General features: G+C 41.7%; 14 protein-coding genes and 1 other RNA gene. 10 read left to right on the forward strand and 5 right to left on the reverse strand.

Annotation, left to right across the window (positions count from 1 at the left end):
- The first annotated feature begins 37 nt into the window (after positions 1-37).
- The gene (locus HR060_RS09905) at positions 38-1,348 is read left to right on the forward strand and encodes an MFS transporter (RefSeq protein ID WP_174200138.1); all 1,311 of its coding nucleotides are present in this window, start codon (positions 38-40) and stop codon (positions 1,346-1,348) included.
- A gap of 188 nt (positions 1,349-1,536) precedes the next feature.
- On the opposite strand, the gene ssrS is transcribed toward HR060_RS09905, so the two are convergent.
- Positions 1,537-1,717: non-coding RNA, 6S RNA (gene ssrS / locus HR060_RS09910), on the reverse strand.
- 198 nt (positions 1,718-1,915) lie between these two features.
- Here ssrS and HR060_RS09915 point away from each other — a divergent pair.
- The 6 genes from HR060_RS09915 to HR060_RS09940 are packed head-to-tail and all read left to right on the forward strand — an operon-like array spanning position 1,916 to position 8,070.
- Positions 1,916-2,518, forward strand: a complete 603-nt coding sequence (locus HR060_RS09915; protein ID WP_174200139.1) for a UPF0149 family protein — start codon at positions 1,916-1,918, stop codon at positions 2,516-2,518.
- Between the two features lie 17 nt (positions 2,519-2,535).
- Positions 2,536-3,864: a Xaa-Pro aminopeptidase gene (gene pepP, locus HR060_RS09920; protein WP_174200140.1), complete on the forward strand. Its 1,329-nt coding sequence runs from the start codon at positions 2,536-2,538 to the stop codon at positions 3,862-3,864.
- Positions 3,865-3,899: 35 nt separating this feature from the next.
- Entirely contained in the window at positions 3,900-4,712 is an 813-nt protein-coding gene (locus HR060_RS09925; RefSeq protein ID WP_174200141.1) for a class D beta-lactamase, read from the forward strand.
- Between the two features lie 14 nt (positions 4,713-4,726).
- Positions 4,727-5,950, forward strand: a complete 1,224-nt coding sequence (gene ubiH, locus HR060_RS09930) for a 2-octaprenyl-6-methoxyphenyl hydroxylase (RefSeq protein WP_174200142.1) — start codon at positions 4,727-4,729, stop codon at positions 5,948-5,950.
- A gap of 4 nt (positions 5,951-5,954) precedes the next feature.
- Positions 5,955-7,190: an FAD-dependent monooxygenase gene (locus HR060_RS09935; RefSeq protein WP_174200143.1), complete on the forward strand. Its 1,236-nt coding sequence runs from the start codon at positions 5,955-5,957 to the stop codon at positions 7,188-7,190.
- A 28-nt stretch (positions 7,191-7,218) separates the two neighbouring features.
- Positions 7,219-8,070, forward strand: a complete 852-nt coding sequence (locus HR060_RS09940) for a 23S rRNA (adenine(2030)-N(6))-methyltransferase RlmJ (protein ID WP_174200144.1) — start codon at positions 7,219-7,221, stop codon at positions 8,068-8,070.
- 60 nt (positions 8,071-8,130) lie between these two features.
- Here the strand turns inward: HR060_RS09940 and HR060_RS09945 are convergent, their stop codons facing one another.
- From HR060_RS09945 to HR060_RS09960, 4 genes are all read right to left on the reverse strand, one after another.
- Positions 8,131-8,811 carry an outer membrane beta-barrel protein gene (locus HR060_RS09945; protein ID WP_174200145.1) on the reverse strand — a complete coding sequence of 227 codons (681 nt, stop codon included), beginning with the start codon at positions 8,809-8,811 and terminating at the stop codon, positions 8,131-8,133.
- An 80-nt stretch (positions 8,812-8,891) separates the two neighbouring features.
- Positions 8,892-9,512, reverse strand: coding sequence for a 2OG-Fe(II) oxygenase (locus HR060_RS09950; RefSeq protein WP_174200146.1), 621 nt, complete (start codon positions 9,510-9,512; stop codon positions 8,892-8,894).
- Positions 9,513-9,685: 173 nt separating this feature from the next.
- Entirely contained in the window at positions 9,686-12,841 is a 3,156-nt protein-coding gene (putA, locus tag HR060_RS09955; RefSeq protein ID WP_174200147.1) for a bifunctional proline dehydrogenase/L-glutamate gamma-semialdehyde dehydrogenase PutA, read from the reverse strand.
- A gap of 225 nt (positions 12,842-13,066) precedes the next feature.
- A complete protein-coding gene (locus tag HR060_RS09960; RefSeq protein WP_174200148.1) occupies positions 13,067-13,681 on the reverse strand; it encodes a TIGR04211 family SH3 domain-containing protein in 615 nt (204 codons plus the stop codon).
- Positions 13,682-13,922: 241 nt separating this feature from the next.
- Here HR060_RS09960 and HR060_RS09965 point away from each other — a divergent pair, with 241 nt between their 5' ends.
- The 3 genes from HR060_RS09965 (at position 13,923) to HR060_RS09975 (ending at position 18,271) form a co-directional block, all read left to right on the forward strand.
- Positions 13,923-15,449, forward strand: a complete 1,527-nt coding sequence (locus HR060_RS09965) for a CYTH domain-containing protein (RefSeq protein ID WP_174200149.1) — start codon at positions 13,923-13,925, stop codon at positions 15,447-15,449.
- Between the two features lie 111 nt (positions 15,450-15,560).
- Positions 15,561-16,181 carry a thioredoxin domain-containing protein gene (locus tag HR060_RS09970; protein ID WP_246283136.1) on the forward strand — a complete coding sequence of 207 codons (621 nt, stop codon included), beginning with the start codon at positions 15,561-15,563 and terminating at the stop codon, positions 16,179-16,181.
- Between the two features lie 344 nt (positions 16,182-16,525).
- The gene (locus tag HR060_RS09975; protein WP_174200150.1) at positions 16,526-18,271 is read left to right on the forward strand and encodes a trypsin-like serine protease; all 1,746 of its coding nucleotides are present in this window, start codon (positions 16,526-16,528) and stop codon (positions 18,269-18,271) included.
- Positions 18,272-18,312: the final 41 nt, after the last annotated feature.

Below are 18,312 nucleotides of genomic sequence, written 5' to 3' on the forward strand. Positions count from 1 at the left end.
AATGTTCATTAATTAAAAATAAATATAAGAGGTTCAATTGAGTAAGGTTTTTTTAATATTTGCTATTGGCCAAATTGTCATTGCATTTGGTTCGGCGATAACTGCTTTTTCCATGTCTGTCTGGATTTATCAGCATACTAATTCTGTTGCTATGTACACCATGGGGATGGTGTTTTTTACGCTACCAGGTGCAATCCTTTCGCCCTTTTTAGGGGTTCTGATTGATAAATACGACCCGAGGAAAGTCGCTTTAATCGCCGATTCTGCTCTAGCTGCTTGTATTAGTATTTTACTGGCTTTATATAGTTTTGACCGATTGGCAATTGAGGTCATATTTGCAATGGGTATCATTTTTTCTATCGCAGGGGTGTTAAAGTTTGCTTCATTGGCGACTGTTGTGCCTATGTTGGTGTCACAAGATAACTTGGCTAAAGCCAATGGTTTGTTATCAATGGGAACCGCATTAACTCAGACTATCGCTCCATTATTGGCCGGCATGCTGTTGTTGATGATTGGGTTAAATGGCATTTTTGTGTTTAATCTTTTTACCTTTATGCTCGGTAGCTTGTCTTTTATCTTTTTGTTTAAGCATTCAATTGCGCAGCAACAGGGTCAAAAGGAAGCGCCTGATTTTACGCTATCCGAAGCATTTAAAATTTTTGACTATTTTAAAGCTCACACTAATCAAACACGTTTTGTTATTTACTTAGCGTTGCAAAATTTTGTGATTTCTTTGGTCGCTATTTTGACGTTACCACTGATCATGGCGATGTACACTGAATACGAGTTAGGCTTAGTGATGACAATTACATCATTTGGTGCGCTTGTTGGTGGTGGGCTTATTTTTATGTTCCCACCTAAGAGCTTTATCCGCTCCATTCTAATTTGTAATTTAATTTTAGGTGCGCTTGTAGCGGTTTTAGGTTGTACCCAATGGTTACCACTTATCATGGCGTGTGGGTTCTTGATTGCTTTATTTGGCCCGTTTATTGATAGCTGTGAGAAAAGTTACTGGCAGATAAAAATACCGAAAAAAATCTTAGGGCGCTTTTTTTCTTTTCGTGCGGCAATTGAGTCATGTACTTTCCCTATCGCAGCGGTGGTTAGTGGTGTATTAGTCGATCAAGTTTTTGCCCCCGCTATGCGTGAAAATGGCAGCTTAGTCCCTATCTTTGGCGATCTTGTCGGGGTCGGAGAAGGAAGAGGAATTGGTGTTTTATTCTTATTAGCAGGTGTGATTTATGCTTTAGTGGCATTACTTATCTTAGTGTTTAATCGCAATAAGTTGGCTGCATCATCAGCTCCCCAACTTGATAAGCTACCTGAAGAAAAGGTCGTATCAGAGTAAAGCTAATCACAACGGGTGTGTCAGCATTTCTTATTTTTCAGAAATGTTGGCACATCAATACTGAAGAGTTAAACCGGCGTAAAGGCACTATTTACTTGTTTAGATAAACGAAAGGTTTGCTTTTTTACGTAAGGGAGATATTTGTATCGTAGTCGGTGTACGTGCCGCATGTGCTTGAGTGGGAGTTGACATTCTCCAGAGTGCCATTTCGGGTGTTAGCCCTTGAACCCATCGGTTCAAGGCGGGACTTATATGTCCACCGTAGGCTTCTCGGTACGAGCCGAGCTTGCTCAATAGCAGTCAAAATAAGACCCTAAGGTGTGATTATCGGCTCAGGGACATAACCTTCCACGAACACTCCAGAGAACAAGCGCAGTATAACAAGCAATAAATACGTATTACCAGTACAGAAAGACCGTTTGTACAAACGATTAACAATAAGAATGTTATCTGACCAAAGCTTGTGGAATATCAAATCAGTAGCGTGATAATTCATCTCATATAATGGCGTGATTTAGGCGCAGATGTTAGCATAAAGCTATTATTGAAATTGCATTTGAGCTAGCTATGAGCGACTTAACTTTACCTGATTACGACGACTTCGATTTTTTACTTTCAACCCAGAAACTTCCTTGTTCAGCTTCTGAATTACACGGCATTTTATGTGGTGCAATTTGTGGTGGTATGGCAAAACAATCACGTGAATGGCTGATGATTATTCGCGACTTTTGTTTAGATGGTGCTGTTGTACCCGATGATATTGTTACTGGCTTAATTGAAATTTACGATTTAACTTTTGCTCAGTTACAAGACGGTGAGTTGAGCTTTCAGTTGTACTTACCAGAAGATGACTGCGCTATGGCTGAAAGAGCTGAGGCGATAACAGAGTGGTTATCGGGCTTTTTGGGCGCATTGGGCGTACAACAAGTTAATATGCAAGCGGCCGATGAAGAAGTTAGAGACAGCTTTAACGACTTAGTTGCGATTAGCCAAATGGATACTGACTTAGATGATGATGATGAAACCTTTGCTTCATTCGAAGAGATCACTGAGTACGTGCGTATGGCTACCATTATGACATTTAGCGAATTTGGCCAAAAGCCAGAAAATCAAGCTGAGAATGTCAAAGCCGATGGTGTAGACGGCAGTAATAAACACTTATTTCATTAATTTTTAGAGTTGGTTTTATGTTAGCAGTATCGACTTTCCAAGCGAGACGCCTAGCTTTTGCTAAGCACATGCAGAATAACAGTGTGGCTATTTTTGCTGCGCATAAAGAGTTAACCCGCAGTCGCGATACCGAATACCTTTTCAGGCAAGATTCTGATTTTCATTATTTAACGAATTTTCCAGAACCAGACGCCTATTGTGTGATCACTAAATCATCAGCAGGCGATGTCGTTTCGCATCTGTTTTGTCGTGAAAAAGATGAATTAGCTGAAATTTGGCACGGGCGTCGAATTGGCGCTGAAAAAGCGAAAGACGATTATTTGTTTGATCAAACCAGCACGATTGAAAATCTAGACGCTAAGCTTATCGACCTCATTAAAGACCGCGTAGCTTGTTACTGGCCTTTAGGTGAGCTTAGTTATGCTGATGAGCTGATTCAAGCTTGTATCAATAAAGTGCGCAGTCAGCACAAATTGATGACTGCACCTAAGCAGTTACTCGATAGCCGAGAGGTACTGCACGAAATGCGCTTAATCAAGTCAGCTGAAGAAATTGAAGTGATGAGCAAAGCAGGCGTTATTTCTGCGAATGCTCATAAACGCGCGATGCAATTTAGCCAAGCGGGAAAGTTTGAATATCAACTTGAAGCTGAAATCTTACATGAATTTGCGATGAACGGTGCGCGATTTGCCGCTTACAATTCAATTGTGGCAAGTGGCGATAACGCCAATATTTTGCATTACACAGAAAACAGCGATGAGCTTGTTGATGGCGATTTAATTCTAATTGATGCAGGTTGTGAGCTTGCTGGTTATGCGGCGGATATTACACGTACCTTTCCAGTTAATGGGCAATTCTCTAGCCAGCAACGAGCTATATATCAGTTGGTATTAGATGCACAATTAGCTTCATTTGAACTGATTAAACCAGGCAATACGCTAAAACAAGCGACAGACAAAGCCATCGAAGTGATCAGTCAAGGGTTAGTCGACTTAGGCATTTTATCTGGCTCGTTAGACGAGGTCATAGAACAGCGTGCTTACCGAGATTATTTTATGCATGGTTTATCACACTGGTTAGGTTTAGATGTCCATGATGTGGGCGCATACAAAGTGGCCAATGAGCAGGGTGAAATGCAAGAGCGTCCATTACTGCCAGGTATGGTGATCACCGTTGAGCCAGGTATTTATATCCCTAAAGGGTGCCAAGCACCGGAGCAGTATCACGGTATTGGTGTGCGGATTGAAGATAACTTAGTGATTACTGAAACGGGTTATCAAAATCTAACGGAAGCGGCACCAAAAACCATCGACGATATTGAAGCGCTAATGCGTAACGCAGATTAACCACCATTTATTATCAAAAGGAATGATAGTTTATAATGTCAGCCCAAACACTCATTAGGTCGCTTATTGCGACCTTTAGTTTACTTTGTACTTTTACTGCTTTTGCTCAGCAAGCAGCACCACACAAGCCTCAACCTTTGTGTCAAAGTGAATGCGCTATGTTGATTAAAGCTAAACGCGGTGACTATGTATATCAGTACAATCATCAGCGAATTAGCCGTCGATATACGCCTTTCTCAAGCTTTAAAATAGCGAATACCTTGATTGCACTAGACTCTGGAAAAATCACCTCACTTAATCAGCCGCTAACGTTTGATTTAACTAAGTATCCCGTTGAGAAGTGGTGGCCAAAAATTTGGTATCAAGCACCAGTAGATATCAGAACTGCCTTTCAGAGTTCTGCGTTACCTGTTTATCAGCAGCTTGCACTTGAGATGGGAGCGAAAACCGTTCAACAATATGTTGATCAATTTGACTATGGCAACAAAGATATTTCATCTGGCATTGATAGTTTTTGGCTCAACGGCAGTATAGAAATCTCAGCCGCTGAACAAGTAGAACTTATCGCGAATATCGAACAACAAAATTACCCATTAAAGGCGACAACCTATTCGCTATTCAAACAAGTTATGCTGGTTGAAAAAACGGATGATTATGCTCTTTATGCTAAAACAGGTACTGGACCTGTTGGGCCTAAAAAATACATAGGTTGGTATGTTGGTTATATTGAACGAGCAGATAATACCTTTTATTTTGCGTTCAATTTAGATGGCACAAACTTTAAAGGTATCGTCAAAGAAAGGGTGCCAACAGCGAAAAAGATCTTGAAACAACAAGGGCTATTATAAGCTTTAAAACTAAAATGACAGCACAAAACACCAATCAAGCCATTGAACATTTTGATATTGCTATTGTAGGTGGCGGTTTAGCAGGCACCACTCTGGCCTTAGCAATTGCTCAGCAATCAAGCCATTATAAGGTGGCCGTGATTGAACCGTTTTCTTTTGATGAAAGTGCTGCTCATCCCAGTTTTGATGGGCGTGCATTAGCGCTCGCTTACGGCTCAGCTAAACTATTCAATCAATGGCAGCTTTGGCAAGACATTCAACCTCATGTTGGGGCCATTGAACAAATACAAGTTTCAGATGCCGGTCATTTAGGTTACACCCAGCTCGATTGTGCCAGTCATCAATTACCTGCATTAGGTTATGTGATTGAAGCTCAAGTACTAGGTGGTCTGCTTGCTAAACGCTATGCTGCACTGTGTAGGCAGTCTTCTCAATTTAGTTTGTTTTGCCCTGAAAAGGTTGAGCAGCTTACACAAGCGAACGAACAAGTCACTTTAAGCCTGTCATCAGGCAAGCAAATCACCAGTCAATTAGTCATTGCTGCTGATGGTGCTGATTCTTTTATCAGGCAGCAAACGGGTATCAATCAAGCTATCGAAGATTACCCACAAGTTGCAATAACGGCAAATGTTGAGGTCGAACGGACTGAGCACTTAGCTCAAGTTAACACGGCCTATGAGCGATTTACCGAATCAGGCCCTCTTGCTATGTTGCCCATGTCGAATAATCGTTATGGTTTAGTTTGGTGCGTTAACCGCTATGATGCTGGCCATTATTTAGCGCTTTGTGATGGTCAATTTACCTCTGCTTTGCAGGCTAAGTTTGGTTTTAAAGCGGGTAAAATATCCAAGGTGGGTAAAAGAGCGAGCTACCCACTTAAAAGGGTTTATGCTGAACAAAACTATCACCACAGGTGTTTATTGATGGCCAATGCTTCTCACACGCTTCATCCTATTGCAGGGCAGGGGCTCAACCTTGGGCTAAGAGATATTGCCAGTATTGTTGAGGTATTAGCAAATGCTGAAGAACAAGATATTGGTTTGTATTCTATATGGCAGCAGCACCTTAGTCAGCGCCAAGTCGATATTGATAGGCTGCTGACAGCCACTGATGGGCTAGTGAGGCTATTCTCTAATCAAACTCAGCCGCAACTATTGGCTAGAAATGCCAGTTTACTTATTTTGAACCAATTATCTTGGTGTAAAGATTCATTTGCCAAAGCCGCTATGGGGTTATAAACACATGATAGAAAAAGTTGATATTGCCATTGTTGGCGCGGGCATGGTGGGGTTGACGTGTGCACTAGCTATCGCCAAAGAATCTGATTTAACCGTTGCCGTTATCGATGTTGCAGAGCAACCCGTTAAAATCCAAAGTGACGATGCGCCACACAACCGAGTCAGTGCAATAAATAAAGCGGCTACCTGTGCATTTGAAAAACTTGATGTCTGGCAAGCCATTGCAGAGCAGCGTATTGCACCTTATCAAGGTATGCAAGTTTGGGATAAGGACAACATTGGTCGAATTGAATTTCATGCTGCTGATGTCAATGAGACAGATCTGGGCCACATTATTGAAAATGACGTGATTCAGGCTGCACTTTGGCAAAATGCGAATACACATCAACAAATTAAAGTTATTAACGGTCCAAGTGCTGAGTTAAAGCAAATAGACAGTGAGTTAGGGCAAAATTTACTTGTTTTACAGTCTGGTCAGTTAATACAGGCTAAATGGGTTATTGCCGCTGATGGTGCCAATTCAAAGCTTCGCCAGTTAATGGATATGCCCTTAACTTTTTCTGATTATGGCCAAAAAGCCATTGTTGCAACGATTAAAACTGAATTACCGCACCAAGGGGTTGCCCGACAAGTCTTTACACCAGACGGCCCATTAGCTTTTTTACCCCTTGCTGATAAACACCTTTGCTCTATCGTTTTTTCACAAACAGCTGATAAAGCCGACGCTTTAATGGCCAGTGATGACGCTGCATTTAATAAAGTATTAAGTGCGACGTTTGACGGTAGTATGGGAAGAGTTGAACTAGTCTCTAAACGACAAACCTTCCCACTGATGATGCGCTACGCCAGAGATTTTATTAAACAAGGTGTTATTTTAATTGGTGATGCAGCGCATACCATACATCCTCTAGCTGGGCAGGGTGCAAACTTAGGCTTGATGGATGCATTAGCTGTTGCTGAATATTTTACTGAACAAGCAAAAGCAAATACGGATATGGCCGAGCTTGATGAGTTAGGCCTAAAACAGGTCATGCGCTGGCGAAAATCAGATGCGTTTGATCGCATTGCTGCGATGCAGGCTTTTCACAATGGTTTTAGCAACGAGATCGCGCCTATCAAAGTGCTGCGCGGTTTAGCACTTTGTGTGGCAGATAAGCTGACGCCGTTGAAAAATACATTGATCAAAGAAGCCATGGGCATCAATGGTCGTTTACCAGCCCTTGCCAAAAATAAGTTATAATCCGCCAGTCTTTTTTACAGGAATCTCTATGTTAAGTTACCGTCATTCATTTCACGCTGGCAATTATGCAGATGTGTTAAAACACACTGTGCAACAAGCTATTCTCGATTATCTTTTATTAAAAGATAAGCCATTTTGTGTAGTGGATACTCACGCAGGTGCTGGTGCTTACCAACTTGATTCTGCACATGCACAAAAGACCAATGAATATGTAGATGGTATTGCTAAAATTTGGCAATACGCAGATAAACACAATGATCTACACGAGTTGATAGAAAACTATTTAAATAGTGTCAAAGCATTTAATCAGGATAATAGTCTAAAGTACTACCCAGGTTCACCATGGTTTAGTCAGCAGGCTTTACGTGCAGGCGATAAACTATTTGCTTATGAATTGCACCCTGCCGATTTTGATTTATTAACGCAAGCAAAAGGCCGTGATCGCAAAGTAAAACTCTTTCACGATGATGGTTTTAAAAGTTGCTTGGGTTTATTACCACCTGAACAAAAACGTGGCTTTATTATTATTGACCCGCCTTACGAAGTAAAAAAAGACTATGACACGGTTGTAAAAACGGTGGCTAAAGCGCATAAAAAGTTTGCTAATGGCGTTTATGCTATTTGGTACCCTGTGGTTGATCGCTATCGTATCAATAAAATGCGCGATGACTTAATTGCATCTGGGATCACACGGATTCACTGTTACGAAATGGGGTTGAGCCAAGATACAGAACAACACGGTATGACATCCGCAGGCATGATTGTCATTAACCCGCCTTGGACATTAAAAGCTCAGATGGAAGAGGTACTGCCCCAGTTGGTTGATATTCTTGCACCTGAGCAGGGTTGCTACCGTTGTGAAGAATGGGTCGGCGAATAACAAGAGACAAAAAAGGCTAGTCGATACTAGTCTTTTTTATTGTTAAATCGTACAGCTCAGTTAAAAACGGTATTCAATACCTAACGTTAAATCAGTTTGAGTGAGGATATCGCTATCCACTTGCATTAAACAGCCTTCAGGGCCACAGAATAGTTCTTTTTCTGTGTTAAAGAAGGTACCGAAAACGCGCGCGTCACCGCGAAGGTGCCAATCTTCGTTGATTTCATAAGCTAGACCTAAGCCCAAGTGACCTGATAACTCGGTTTCGCTATTGTAGTCACCATCTGGTGCGAAATGTGTTGCACCGATACCAGCTGAAACGCTAATTTTAACTACCTTTTGCGGAAACCAAATACGACCGCCAAAGTGTAAATAGGTAATATCAATATCTTCAGATAAAACGACGCTTCTGTCATCATCGCGCACGCGTGCCTCTTGTGAACTGGTGCTAAATAAAACTTCACCTTCTTTTCTTGGTGCGTAATACCAAGACACTTGCACCTGAGATACGGCTTCATCACTGAGGTACATGTTAGTAATTGAAGCGTCGACACTATCATTGCTATCAGTTTGATTGTCTAGTTCGCCGCCTAGACGTTGACCCGCTTGAATCGTGATGCCAATGTACTCTTTGTTTTTATCTGCATCTGTAAATGAAGGATGTTTTTCAACAGGTGCGGCTAGGGCATTTGAAGTGAAACCAAGCGCTAAAGCACAGGCTAAAAAAATCTTATTTTTCATGTGTTTTATCCTAAAACCATTTTCCAAGAGCTGTTGTTTTCTAGTCTATCAGACTCGTTTGCTTTGATAAGTGTTTTTGCTTATTTTATCGAATGGTTTAAATAGGGTTGGGCTCTAAACCATAAATTACAGGCCCATTTTTCTCCTGATACAACGGGAATACTAGCGTGTAAGCTAGCGGGTGCTGGTGTTTGGTTATCGGCTAAACAGTTGTCAAAACTCAGTAAATAACCAGCGCGTGGCTTGATGGCTATATTTAAGTTAGGGAAGCTCGTTTGCCCGCCTTCCGTCACAGTCGATAAATATAGCAACGCCGTATGTAAGCGCTGGCCACCGTGCTTAGTATTATTTTGCCCCGTTGGTGTATTTAAGTCATATGCATCAAAATGGGCTTGATACTCTTGATTTTGTTGATAACGGATAACTTGTAAGCTTTCTGCATGAGATAGTGGACATGAAACTAAATCGGCAATGCGCTGACAGATTGTTTGAATTGTCTGGTCTTTTTGCCAAGACAACCAGGCGACTTGGTTGGTCCTAGCTTGGCTAACAAAACCTTGCTCATCATCGCTAACTTGGGCACGACTTAGCTGAGGTTCTGCTTGTGCCTTGATATAGTTGATTTCTTCGCAAGTGATAACGTCACTAAATAGTCTGATGTTAGGTTGGACGTTAATGGTTTTAGAACGATATTGCTTCATTTGATCCTATAGATAAGGTGAGCTATAGATAAGCCTAGAATGAGTTCTGCTTTGTGTCAGCTTTTAAAGTACAGAGTCTGAAAACACTGAGGATTTGTTAGGGCAAATAAAAAAGCTGGGATAAAAGATCGTTTCTGACGTTTATTCCCAGCTTTTTATTTAGACATTAAGGTCTAACCATCACCTAAAGCCAGTAAGCTTGCATTACCGCCGATAGCTGTAATGTTATTACTGATCGTTTTTTCAGTAATAAAGCGGCTTAAGTAATGAGGGCCACCTGCTTTTGGACCTGTACCTGATAGACCCTGGCCACCAAACGGTTGAACACCTACAACGGCACCAATTTGGTTGCGGTTAATGTACACGTTACCGACATTGACGTTGCGAGCTACATAGTCGGCAAATGTTTCATTGCGTGAATGTATGCCCAATGTTAAGCCAAAACCAGTATTGTTGATGCTATCAATAACTTGCTGTAATTCATCTGCAGCGTAATGAACAACGTGTAAGATCGGACCAAAGTGCTCTTGATCTAATTGCTCAATTGAATCAATGCGAACAGCTGTTGGTGGAACGAAGTAACCATCACTGACACTTAGGTTAGTTTGGTAAATTAATTCACCTTCCATTGAAATTTGATTAATGTGGTGCATTAATTTTTCTTTCGCTGTTGCGTCAATGACCGGACCAACATCCGTACTGTATAGGGCTGGATCGCCTACTTTTAATTCAGCCATTGCACCTTTTAATAGCTCTTCGACTCGCGGTGCAATATCTTTTTGTACAAACAGTACACGTAGAGCTGAACAGCGTTGGCCAGCACTTGCAAAGGCTGAGCTAACCACATCACTGACAACTTGCTCAGGAAGGGCTGTAGAGTCAACAATCATGGCGTTTTGGCCACCTGTTTCGGCGATAAGCGGTGCAATCGCACCTGCTTTATTCGCTAAAACGTGTTGAATGTGTTTTGCTGTTCCGGTAGAACCCGTAAAACAAACACCAGCAATTTTGCTATCACTGGTAAGCGTATCACCAATATCACGACCGACACCTGGTACAAACTGTAAAACGTTCTTAGGAATACCGGCTTGATAGCAAAGATCAACTGCACGGTGGGCAATTAAACTTGTTTGTTCTGCTGGTTTGGCAAGTACAGCATTACCTGTTACAAGTGCAGCCGTTACTTGACCTAAGAAGATGGCTAATGGGAAGTTCCAAGGGCTAACGCAAACAAATACCCCGCGACCCAGTGCATAAAGCGTATTAGTTTCACCGGTAGGACCAGGCATAACCTGTGGTTCAAACAGGGCTCTGGCTTGAACTGCGTAGTAGCGGCAAAAATCGACTGCTTCACGAACTTCATCAATACAGTCTTGTAGGGTTTTACCTGCTTCTTGGTTACAAAGTGCAATTAACTCTGCACTGTGCTTTTCAAGTAAGTCAGCTAATTTATCTAAACATGCAGCACGGGTTTCAACAGGGGTGTCACGCCATTCTGGGTAGGCTTGATAGGCTGTGTTAATCGCATTTTGTGCTTCTGCTGGTGTTGTAAAGTAAACATCGCCAATTTTTGCTTCTGCTTGTGGGCTTAATACGGCTCTAGGCTCACTTGATGTGCGCGTTTTACTGGCGATGACCGGCGCAGCAAAGTAGTCACTGTGCTTGTATTTATCAACACCATCAAAAAATGGTGTACGCAGTGCTTCGATATGTAAGTTATCGCCTTTCGAGTTGGTTCTATCAACGAAGATATTTGCAGGCAACTTAATTTTATCATTGGCAAAAGAAGGGACTTTTTTCAATGATAAATACGGGTGCTCTGCAAGCTCGCCAACAGGCTCTTTTGGATCAATTAACTTATGAACAAATGAACTGTTTGCACCGTTCTCAAGTAACCGTCTTACTAAGTAAGGTAATAAATCTTTGTGTGCCCCCACTGGCGCATAGATACGGCAGTTTGTTGCTGTATTTTGCTCCAGTACAGTGTTGTATAGGTCATCACCCATACCGTGTAAGCGCTGGAATTCATAATCACGGCCATTGGCAACTGCATTAATCGCGACCACAGTATGTGCATTATGAGTAGCAAATTGTGGGTAAATCACACCTTTAGTGTGCTCGCTTAACAAGAATTGAGCACAAGCTAAATAGCTTAAATCTGTTCCCGCTTTGCGTGTATAAACAGGGTAACCAGCAATGCCCATTTGCTGACATAGCTTAATTTCACTATCCCAGTAAGCACCTTTTACTAGGCGAAGTGGGATTAAATCACCTTGCTCTTTAGCGAGTTGAGTGATCCACATAAGAACAGGTAAAGCGCGTTTTGAATAAGCTTGTACCACTAGACCTAATTGGCCCCAGCCTTTGGCTGCTTCTGAGCGATACACTTTGGCAAATAAGTCGAGCGATAACTCTAAACGGTCAGCTTCTTCTGCATCGATTTGAATCGAAACATTTAAAGAGCGTGCTAATTCAATTAAACCAATCAAGCTAGCGGCTAATTCGTTCAATACACCTTCGCGTTGTGCTTCTTCGTATCTTGGGTGCAGTGCTGATAATTTGATAGAAATACTTGGACGTGGCGCATCGCTTTCATCAAACTTTTGTTGACCTATGCTCTCGATAGCGCGGCGGTATGCCTGTAAATACTTTGCAGCATCCGCTTGTGTTAAAGCCGCTTCACCCAACATGTCGTATGAGTGTGTGTAACCCACTTTGCGGTTGTCTTTACTAGTCTTTAAAGCTTCTTCAATATCGCGACCTAATACAAACTGTTTACCCATGATCTTCATGGCTGTGTACATGGCGTTGCGAACAACTGGTTCACCTAGGCGGTTAAGCATACGACCCATTAAGCCTTTTTTCTCTTTTTCGTATTGGCTATCTAGGTTAATGACTTTACCCGTTAACATCAGTCCCCATGTTGAGGCATTAACAAGTAGTGAGTCACTGCTTTTGAGGTGTTTTTCCCAATCGGCTCCATTGAGCTTATCTTTGATTAAGCTGTCAGCTGTTTCGCTGTCAGGAATGCGAAGCAGTGCTTCGGCTAAACACATTAAAATGATGCCTTCTTCAGTATCTAAGCTGTACTGTTGTAAAAACGCATCAATACCGTCACCGCCTTGTGCTTTTTCGCGAACTTTAGCGATAAGTTGCTCTGCACTGCGTGTAAGGGAAGAAATAGCTTGCTCATCGGTTTTAATGAGCTGTGATAGTTCGGCCAAATAGGCACTTTCATCCACACAGTAGTTATGACTGATAATGGATTTTAATTCGTTCAGCGATGGTAGTTGGTAACCATCGGTTAAAACTTGGCTCGCTTTGAACATTCTGACAAAACCTTCGTATATTTTCTCTTTTAATGCTTTGCAGTATAGATTTTTGTCTTCGCTTCAAAAACTCAAAGCTATGAGATGACATTTACACTCGGTGGGGATTTTGTATTAATCATTTTACAGTTGCAGAATAGTTACGCAACTTTAACAGGAAATGTAAAATATAAAATACAAAAGCCCGCGAATGCGGGCTTTTTGTCTAAAAATGGCTCGTTGGACTTACCATTGTTCGCGACGACGCTTTTTCGGTAATAAGGTTAAAATATAACCTAAAAGTACACCGCCGGCTAAAACTCCACCACCTTTTAAGAACCACTGCAGTAAAACTTTTTGCTCAGATTCTTTGTTGTTTGTATCTACTTTGCTCAATGCTTGCTCTTTTTCAGTAAGCAAACTTTGGGTTTCAGATAAGCTTTGCTCTAACTGATTGACTTGCTGTTGTAGCGATAAAATTTGTTCGTCTTTAGCAGCTAACGTTTGTGTTTGTGCTGACAAGTTTGTTGTTTGCTCAGCAAGTTCAGCTTGAGCTGCTTCTAGCTGGCTTTTTAAACCCGCTTGTTGCGTTAAATATTGGCTTTCAACCCAACCCGTTTTGCTGTTGTTATTCACTTGAGTGAATTTAGTTTCAGTGTTGATATCTAAAACTTCAAGTTCAGTGCCTGCTTGAATGGAACCTATGATGCGATATTGACGACTTGGACCCGCGTGTAAAAATACCGTCAGTTTATCTGAGATATAAGCGGTTTCTTGATTGGCGTCTGTAGATTCAACTTCTTCTGCTAGCGTATAGGTCGAGGTTAGAAGCGCTAGGCTTAATGCTAAATGTCTCAACATAAGTGACTGTCCGGTATCGTAAAATTATTATTTGAATTATGCGTCCAAGAGTAACGAGCCAAACCCTTGCCTGCAAGTGATAAATGATTGCAGTTGATAAAAAGTGGCCCTTGGCAGCATAAATCTAGCTTAAACCTTGAGGCTAAGCAATTTAAAGGCTGCTCTGAAGTATTGAACTTACTCGGTTGCTGCGGTATTTTGGAGGTTAATTTATACCTCTGGGTTTACCTTACATTCATTTATGGATACTGAAATAGAACTTAAGTTCTTTATCTCTAAACAAGCTGATATTAGTAATGAAGATATTCAATCTCAGCTCAATACTTTACTTACCGACTTATGTACTGAACCTGCCAATAAAAAACACTTGGTTAACAGCTACTTTGATACCAAAACGCAAACGCTGAGGAGCTTTGACTTTGGTTTAAGAGTTCGCGCGGTTGATGGGCACATTGAACAAACCATCAAAACGGCGGGCAGTGTAGTGGGTGGATTGCACAAAAGACCTGAGTACAATATCGATATCCAACAAATGCGCCCTGAGCTTGGGTTGTTCCCTCAGCACATTTGGCCACAAGACACTGACCTAGATGAATTAGCTCAAGAGCTTATCCCACTATTTACGACAACTTTTGATCGACACAAGTGGTTGTGTTTATTTCAGCAAAGCACCATTGAAGTCGTGCTCGATTTAGGTGAAATCGATGCTGGTAAAGACACGGTTGAAATTCGTGAGATTGAGCTTGAATTAGTTGATGGGGATGTCAGGCACCTGTGTGAACTTGCCGAGCAACTCAGTGCTAAATTACCGCTCAGATTATCAAACGATTCAAAGGCCGCACGTGGTTATCGCTTGTTCACTGAAAAGGCGATGAAAAATAAAGAGTCATTGGGGGCAGTGCCTTTAACACTGGAAGATAGTGTTGAAGCGGCATTTATTAAAACCATTCAACACGGTTTATCGTATTGGCAATACCATGAAGAGGTCTATGTAAATAGTGGCAAGTTAAGTAGCTTAACTGAAATGGCAAAAGGTTTGTGGTTAGTTAAACACGGCTTGTGGTTATATCGCTTTGCTATTCCAGAAGCGGCTACTGGGCAAATTTGGCAAGGGTTGGAATTGATCTTAGCTCAATTTGAATGGCTAGAAGATGAAGAGCGTTTAAAGCGCTTAGTCTCCAAAAAAGGCAGCTTTAGTAAGAAGCTCAGTAACTTTGCTAAGTTTAGAAAGTACCTCTCAAGCTTGAGGGTAACGAAAGACAAAGAAGCCGAGCTATTGACATTCATGCACTCAAAGACCTATTCAAGTTTTATTATTCGTTTGGTTAAGTGGCTATATGAACGCTCGTGGCGTTGTCACTCAGAAGTGGATGAAAAGCTACTCAATTCTGCGGTCATTGAACGCAGCGGTCAGTTTCAAGAAAACAGTTGGGATAAGGTCAGGGAATTAATGCCGGAGCGCATTGAGATGTCAGCCCTCGATTATATGCAAGCAAAATCCAAGCTCGGTCGCAGTTTGTTAACGGGCAATTGTGTTGGGCGTCTGTATCCTGACTCAGAGTGGCAAGACTTTCGTTCGCCTTGGTTAGATATTATCCATGGTATTGAAGAGCTGGGGGCATTTGGCATCTTGTACAAAGCGATGCTTGATTACAAAGACGAAGATACCCAAGCATTGCAAGAGTGGTGCAAAAACAAATCTGAAAATTTAGTTTTTGCGATGGAGCAATCGAGAAAGTCTGCTTATAAGCTCGAAGCCTATTGGTAATTAATTCATCAATTGAAAAAAGCGGGTATTTACCCGCTTTTTTTATTTCAGAACGGGCCTTTGCAGTAGTTGAACTGAGCGATTCACGTTAAAATAAAAACAGATTCAACAATGAAGAACGCGTTTATGTCATCTTGCCAATTATTTTTTATTTACGACACTCATTGCCCATGGAGTTATGCTGCGACCCCTCTAGTCGACGCTATCATTCAGGCGTTTCCTGAAATGGAATTAAACTTACTGCACTGTGCTTATTATGATGGCAGTGCCAATATTGGTGTTAAAACAACTGAGCAAGTAGAAGAGGTTAGTGGTATTACATTAGCGGATGCATATCACCAACAACGCAAAATCGCTGCAGATTCGACCATTAGTGCAAATTTAATGGCTTGGGTCGATCACAAGCTTGAAGAGCAATCTTTCGAAATTTTAAAAGCGTTACAAGCCCTGCATTTTCAGCAAGGTTTATCGTTAAATAGTGCTGAAGACTTTGATAGTTTAATCAAAGACTTCAAATTGTCAGCGCCAAATAAAGTGTTTTCAAGCGATAAACTGAGCAAAGATGCCGAAGCTATTTTTGCTGATATTGGTGAGTTGCAAGAGGTGATTGGTACTCAATCAATACCTGCTTTATTGCTTGCTGTTGATGAAGAACTGGTTCTGTTAAATCACAACTATTATTTGAAAGACCCTCAAGCTATCGTAGAAGCGATCAAGCTTGAATTAAACTAAACATTCAATTGTTTAAGCCTTTCTAAACCCAGCATTCTGAGCTGGGTTTTTTATTTTTTCCAGTATGCCTTTGCTTGTTTTATATTCATTTTTTGCGCTTGTTTTATCCCCTGATAGCGTTTTATAACACGCTCTTTCTGTAATCTTTTCTTTACGCGCGATGTGCTTGTCACACTTGGTCTGGCGAACAATTAATCAGATTCTTCATCGCTATTAAACGGCAAAAACAAGAATGTTAATTTTATGTAATAAGTTGATAAATGTTGTTTCTGAGATTTAATCTGAGATACCTCTTTGAGCTGTGGGGTGGATTTTAATAACAATAATCAGAGGATGCTACGGCTATGAAGCACTTAAGCAACAATCCAAATCAGAAACAAAACAAGCACAAATTTAATCTCAAAAAAGCAATCATCTTAGCGTTAACCGCAGGATATAGCTTATTGCCTACATCAGTCTCGGCTGAATCTCAACAAGTTGTTGACCCGCAAATTGTCGGCGGTAAGCCAACAACTCCGGGTTCACGCCCTTATCAAGTTGCACTCTTGATGAACGGCCGTCAGGGTTGTGGTGGTACCTTAATTTCAAGCCAATGGGTGCTGACTGCGGCACACTGTTTAGACAATGTATCAACGAGTTCTTTAACCGTTAGAGTTGGCGCGCACTCTATCAGTGCCAACGACGGTCAAACCATTGGTGTTAGCCAAATTATTAAACACGAATATTGGGCTGGTGCTAACGGTATTCGCTCTGGTAACGATATCGGTTTACTTCGCCTAGCATCACCAGCACCTGCGAACATCACACCAGCGAGCTTACCAACTCAAGCCTTAGCCGATCAGTATGCGGGTGTTGGTCAATACATCACGGTATCGGGCTGGGGTTTAACATATAACCAAGGTTCACCGTCTGACACTTTAAGGGAAGTCGATTTACCGGTTATTTCTAACTCACAATGTTCGAGTGAATTAAGATTTAATTTACCAAGTTCAGTTATTTGTGGTGGCGGTCCAAATGGTACCTCTGCATGTAATGGTGATTCGGGTGGGCCATATGCCTTTTCAGCAAATGGCAAGTTCTATTCAGCTGGTACGGTCAGTTGGGGCCAAGCTTGCCGCGGAGCAACTGCATTTACCCGTACGACGAGTTATTTAGATTGGATTGAAGGAAAGACAGGTATTAAACCTGATGACGGTTCGGGCTCAGAGGATGCATTACCTGTTGCTAGATTTACCCATTCGGTTAATGGTCTAACGGTCAGCTTTAACAACAGCTCAACTGATGATAAAGGCGTTGTTAGCCACAGTTGGGAGTTGGGTGATGGCAATCGCTCAAGTGATATCAATCCAGTTCATAACTACCAACAAGCTGGTACATACACTGTGGTGTTAACGGTAACGGATACGAAAGGACAAACCGACTCTGTATCAGATACGGTAACAGTATCAGGTGGCGATAATGGTGGCGATGACGGCAATAAAGGCTGTGATGGTTTACCTGCTTGGAATGCAACTACGGGTTATAAATTATCAGATGTAGTGAGTCACAAAGGCAGTAAATACGAAGCAATTTGGTGGTCGACTGGTGCTGACCCGCAAGTCTTTTCTAATGTTTGGAAAAATTTAGGTCAATGTAGCGGTGGTGATAATGGTGGCGATCAAAACCAGGCACCAAATGCTGACTTCACTGTTGCTAAAAATGGTCTTACGGTTTCACTAACGGATAACTCATCTGATGATAAAGGCGTGGTGAGCCATGTTTGGAATTTAGGTGATGGCAGTTCGAGTAACTCAGCGAGCCTAAATCATACTTATGCTCAAGCGGGTACTTACACGGTGACGTTAACGGTTCGCGATGCTGAAGGTTTATCTGATACATCTTCGGTTCAGGTAACGGTAGCTGCAGGTGGTGGCGATAACGGTAGCTGTAATGGCCTAGCTAACTGGCAAGCAACGCAAGTTTACAACAATGGCGATCGCGTTGCTTACCAAGGTCATGAGTACAAAGCGAATTGGTGGACTCAAAACCAAAATCCGGCAGAAAACTCTGGTCCTTGGTCTGTTTGGACTAAGGTCGGTGTTTGTAACTAGTCTTTTACTTTGCTCCTTCGACTAGTTTGGGCGCGGCATTT

Source organism: Marinifaba aquimaris, from assembly GCF_013328345.1.
GTDB classification, from domain to species: Bacteria; Pseudomonadota; Gammaproteobacteria; order Enterobacterales; family Alteromonadaceae; genus Marinifaba; species Marinifaba aquimaris.

Excerpts from the sequence above, each read along its gene's own strand:
- HR060_RS09915 (WP_174200139.1), top strand. The coding sequence starts at position 1,916 with ATGAGCGACTTAACTTTACCTGATTACGACGACTTCGATTTTTTACTT.
- pepP (WP_174200140.1), top strand. The coding sequence starts at position 2,536 with ATGTTAGCAGTATCGACTTTCCAAGCGAGACGCCTAGCTTTTGCTAAG.
- HR060_RS09925 (WP_174200141.1), top strand. The coding sequence starts at position 3,900 with ATGTCAGCCCAAACACTCATTAGGTCGCTTATTGCGACCTTTAGTTTA.
- ubiH (WP_174200142.1), top strand. The coding sequence starts at position 4,727 with ATGACAGCACAAAACACCAATCAAGCCATTGAACATTTTGATATTGCT.
- HR060_RS09935 (WP_174200143.1), top strand. The coding sequence starts at position 5,955 with ATGATAGAAAAAGTTGATATTGCCATTGTTGGCGCGGGCATGGTGGGG.
- HR060_RS09940 (WP_174200144.1), top strand. The coding sequence starts at position 7,219 with ATGTTAAGTTACCGTCATTCATTTCACGCTGGCAATTATGCAGATGTG.
- HR060_RS09945 (WP_174200145.1), bottom strand. The coding sequence starts at position 8,811 with ATGAAAAATAAGATTTTTTTAGCCTGTGCTTTAGCGCTTGGTTTCACT.
- HR060_RS09950 (WP_174200146.1), bottom strand. The coding sequence starts at position 9,512 with ATGAAGCAATATCGTTCTAAAACCATTAACGTCCAACCTAACATCAGA.
- putA (WP_174200147.1), bottom strand. The coding sequence starts at position 12,841 with ATGTTCAAAGCGAGCCAAGTTTTAACCGATGGTTACCAACTACCATCG.
- HR060_RS09960 (WP_174200148.1), bottom strand. The coding sequence starts at position 13,681 with ATGTTGAGACATTTAGCATTAAGCCTAGCGCTTCTAACCTCGACCTAT.
- HR060_RS09965 (WP_174200149.1), top strand. The coding sequence starts at position 13,923 with ATGGATACTGAAATAGAACTTAAGTTCTTTATCTCTAAACAAGCTGAT.
- HR060_RS09970 (WP_246283136.1), top strand. The coding sequence starts at position 15,561 with ATGAAGAACGCGTTTATGTCATCTTGCCAATTATTTTTTATTTACGAC.
- HR060_RS09975 (WP_174200150.1), top strand. The coding sequence starts at position 16,526 with ATGAAGCACTTAAGCAACAATCCAAATCAGAAACAAAACAAGCACAAA.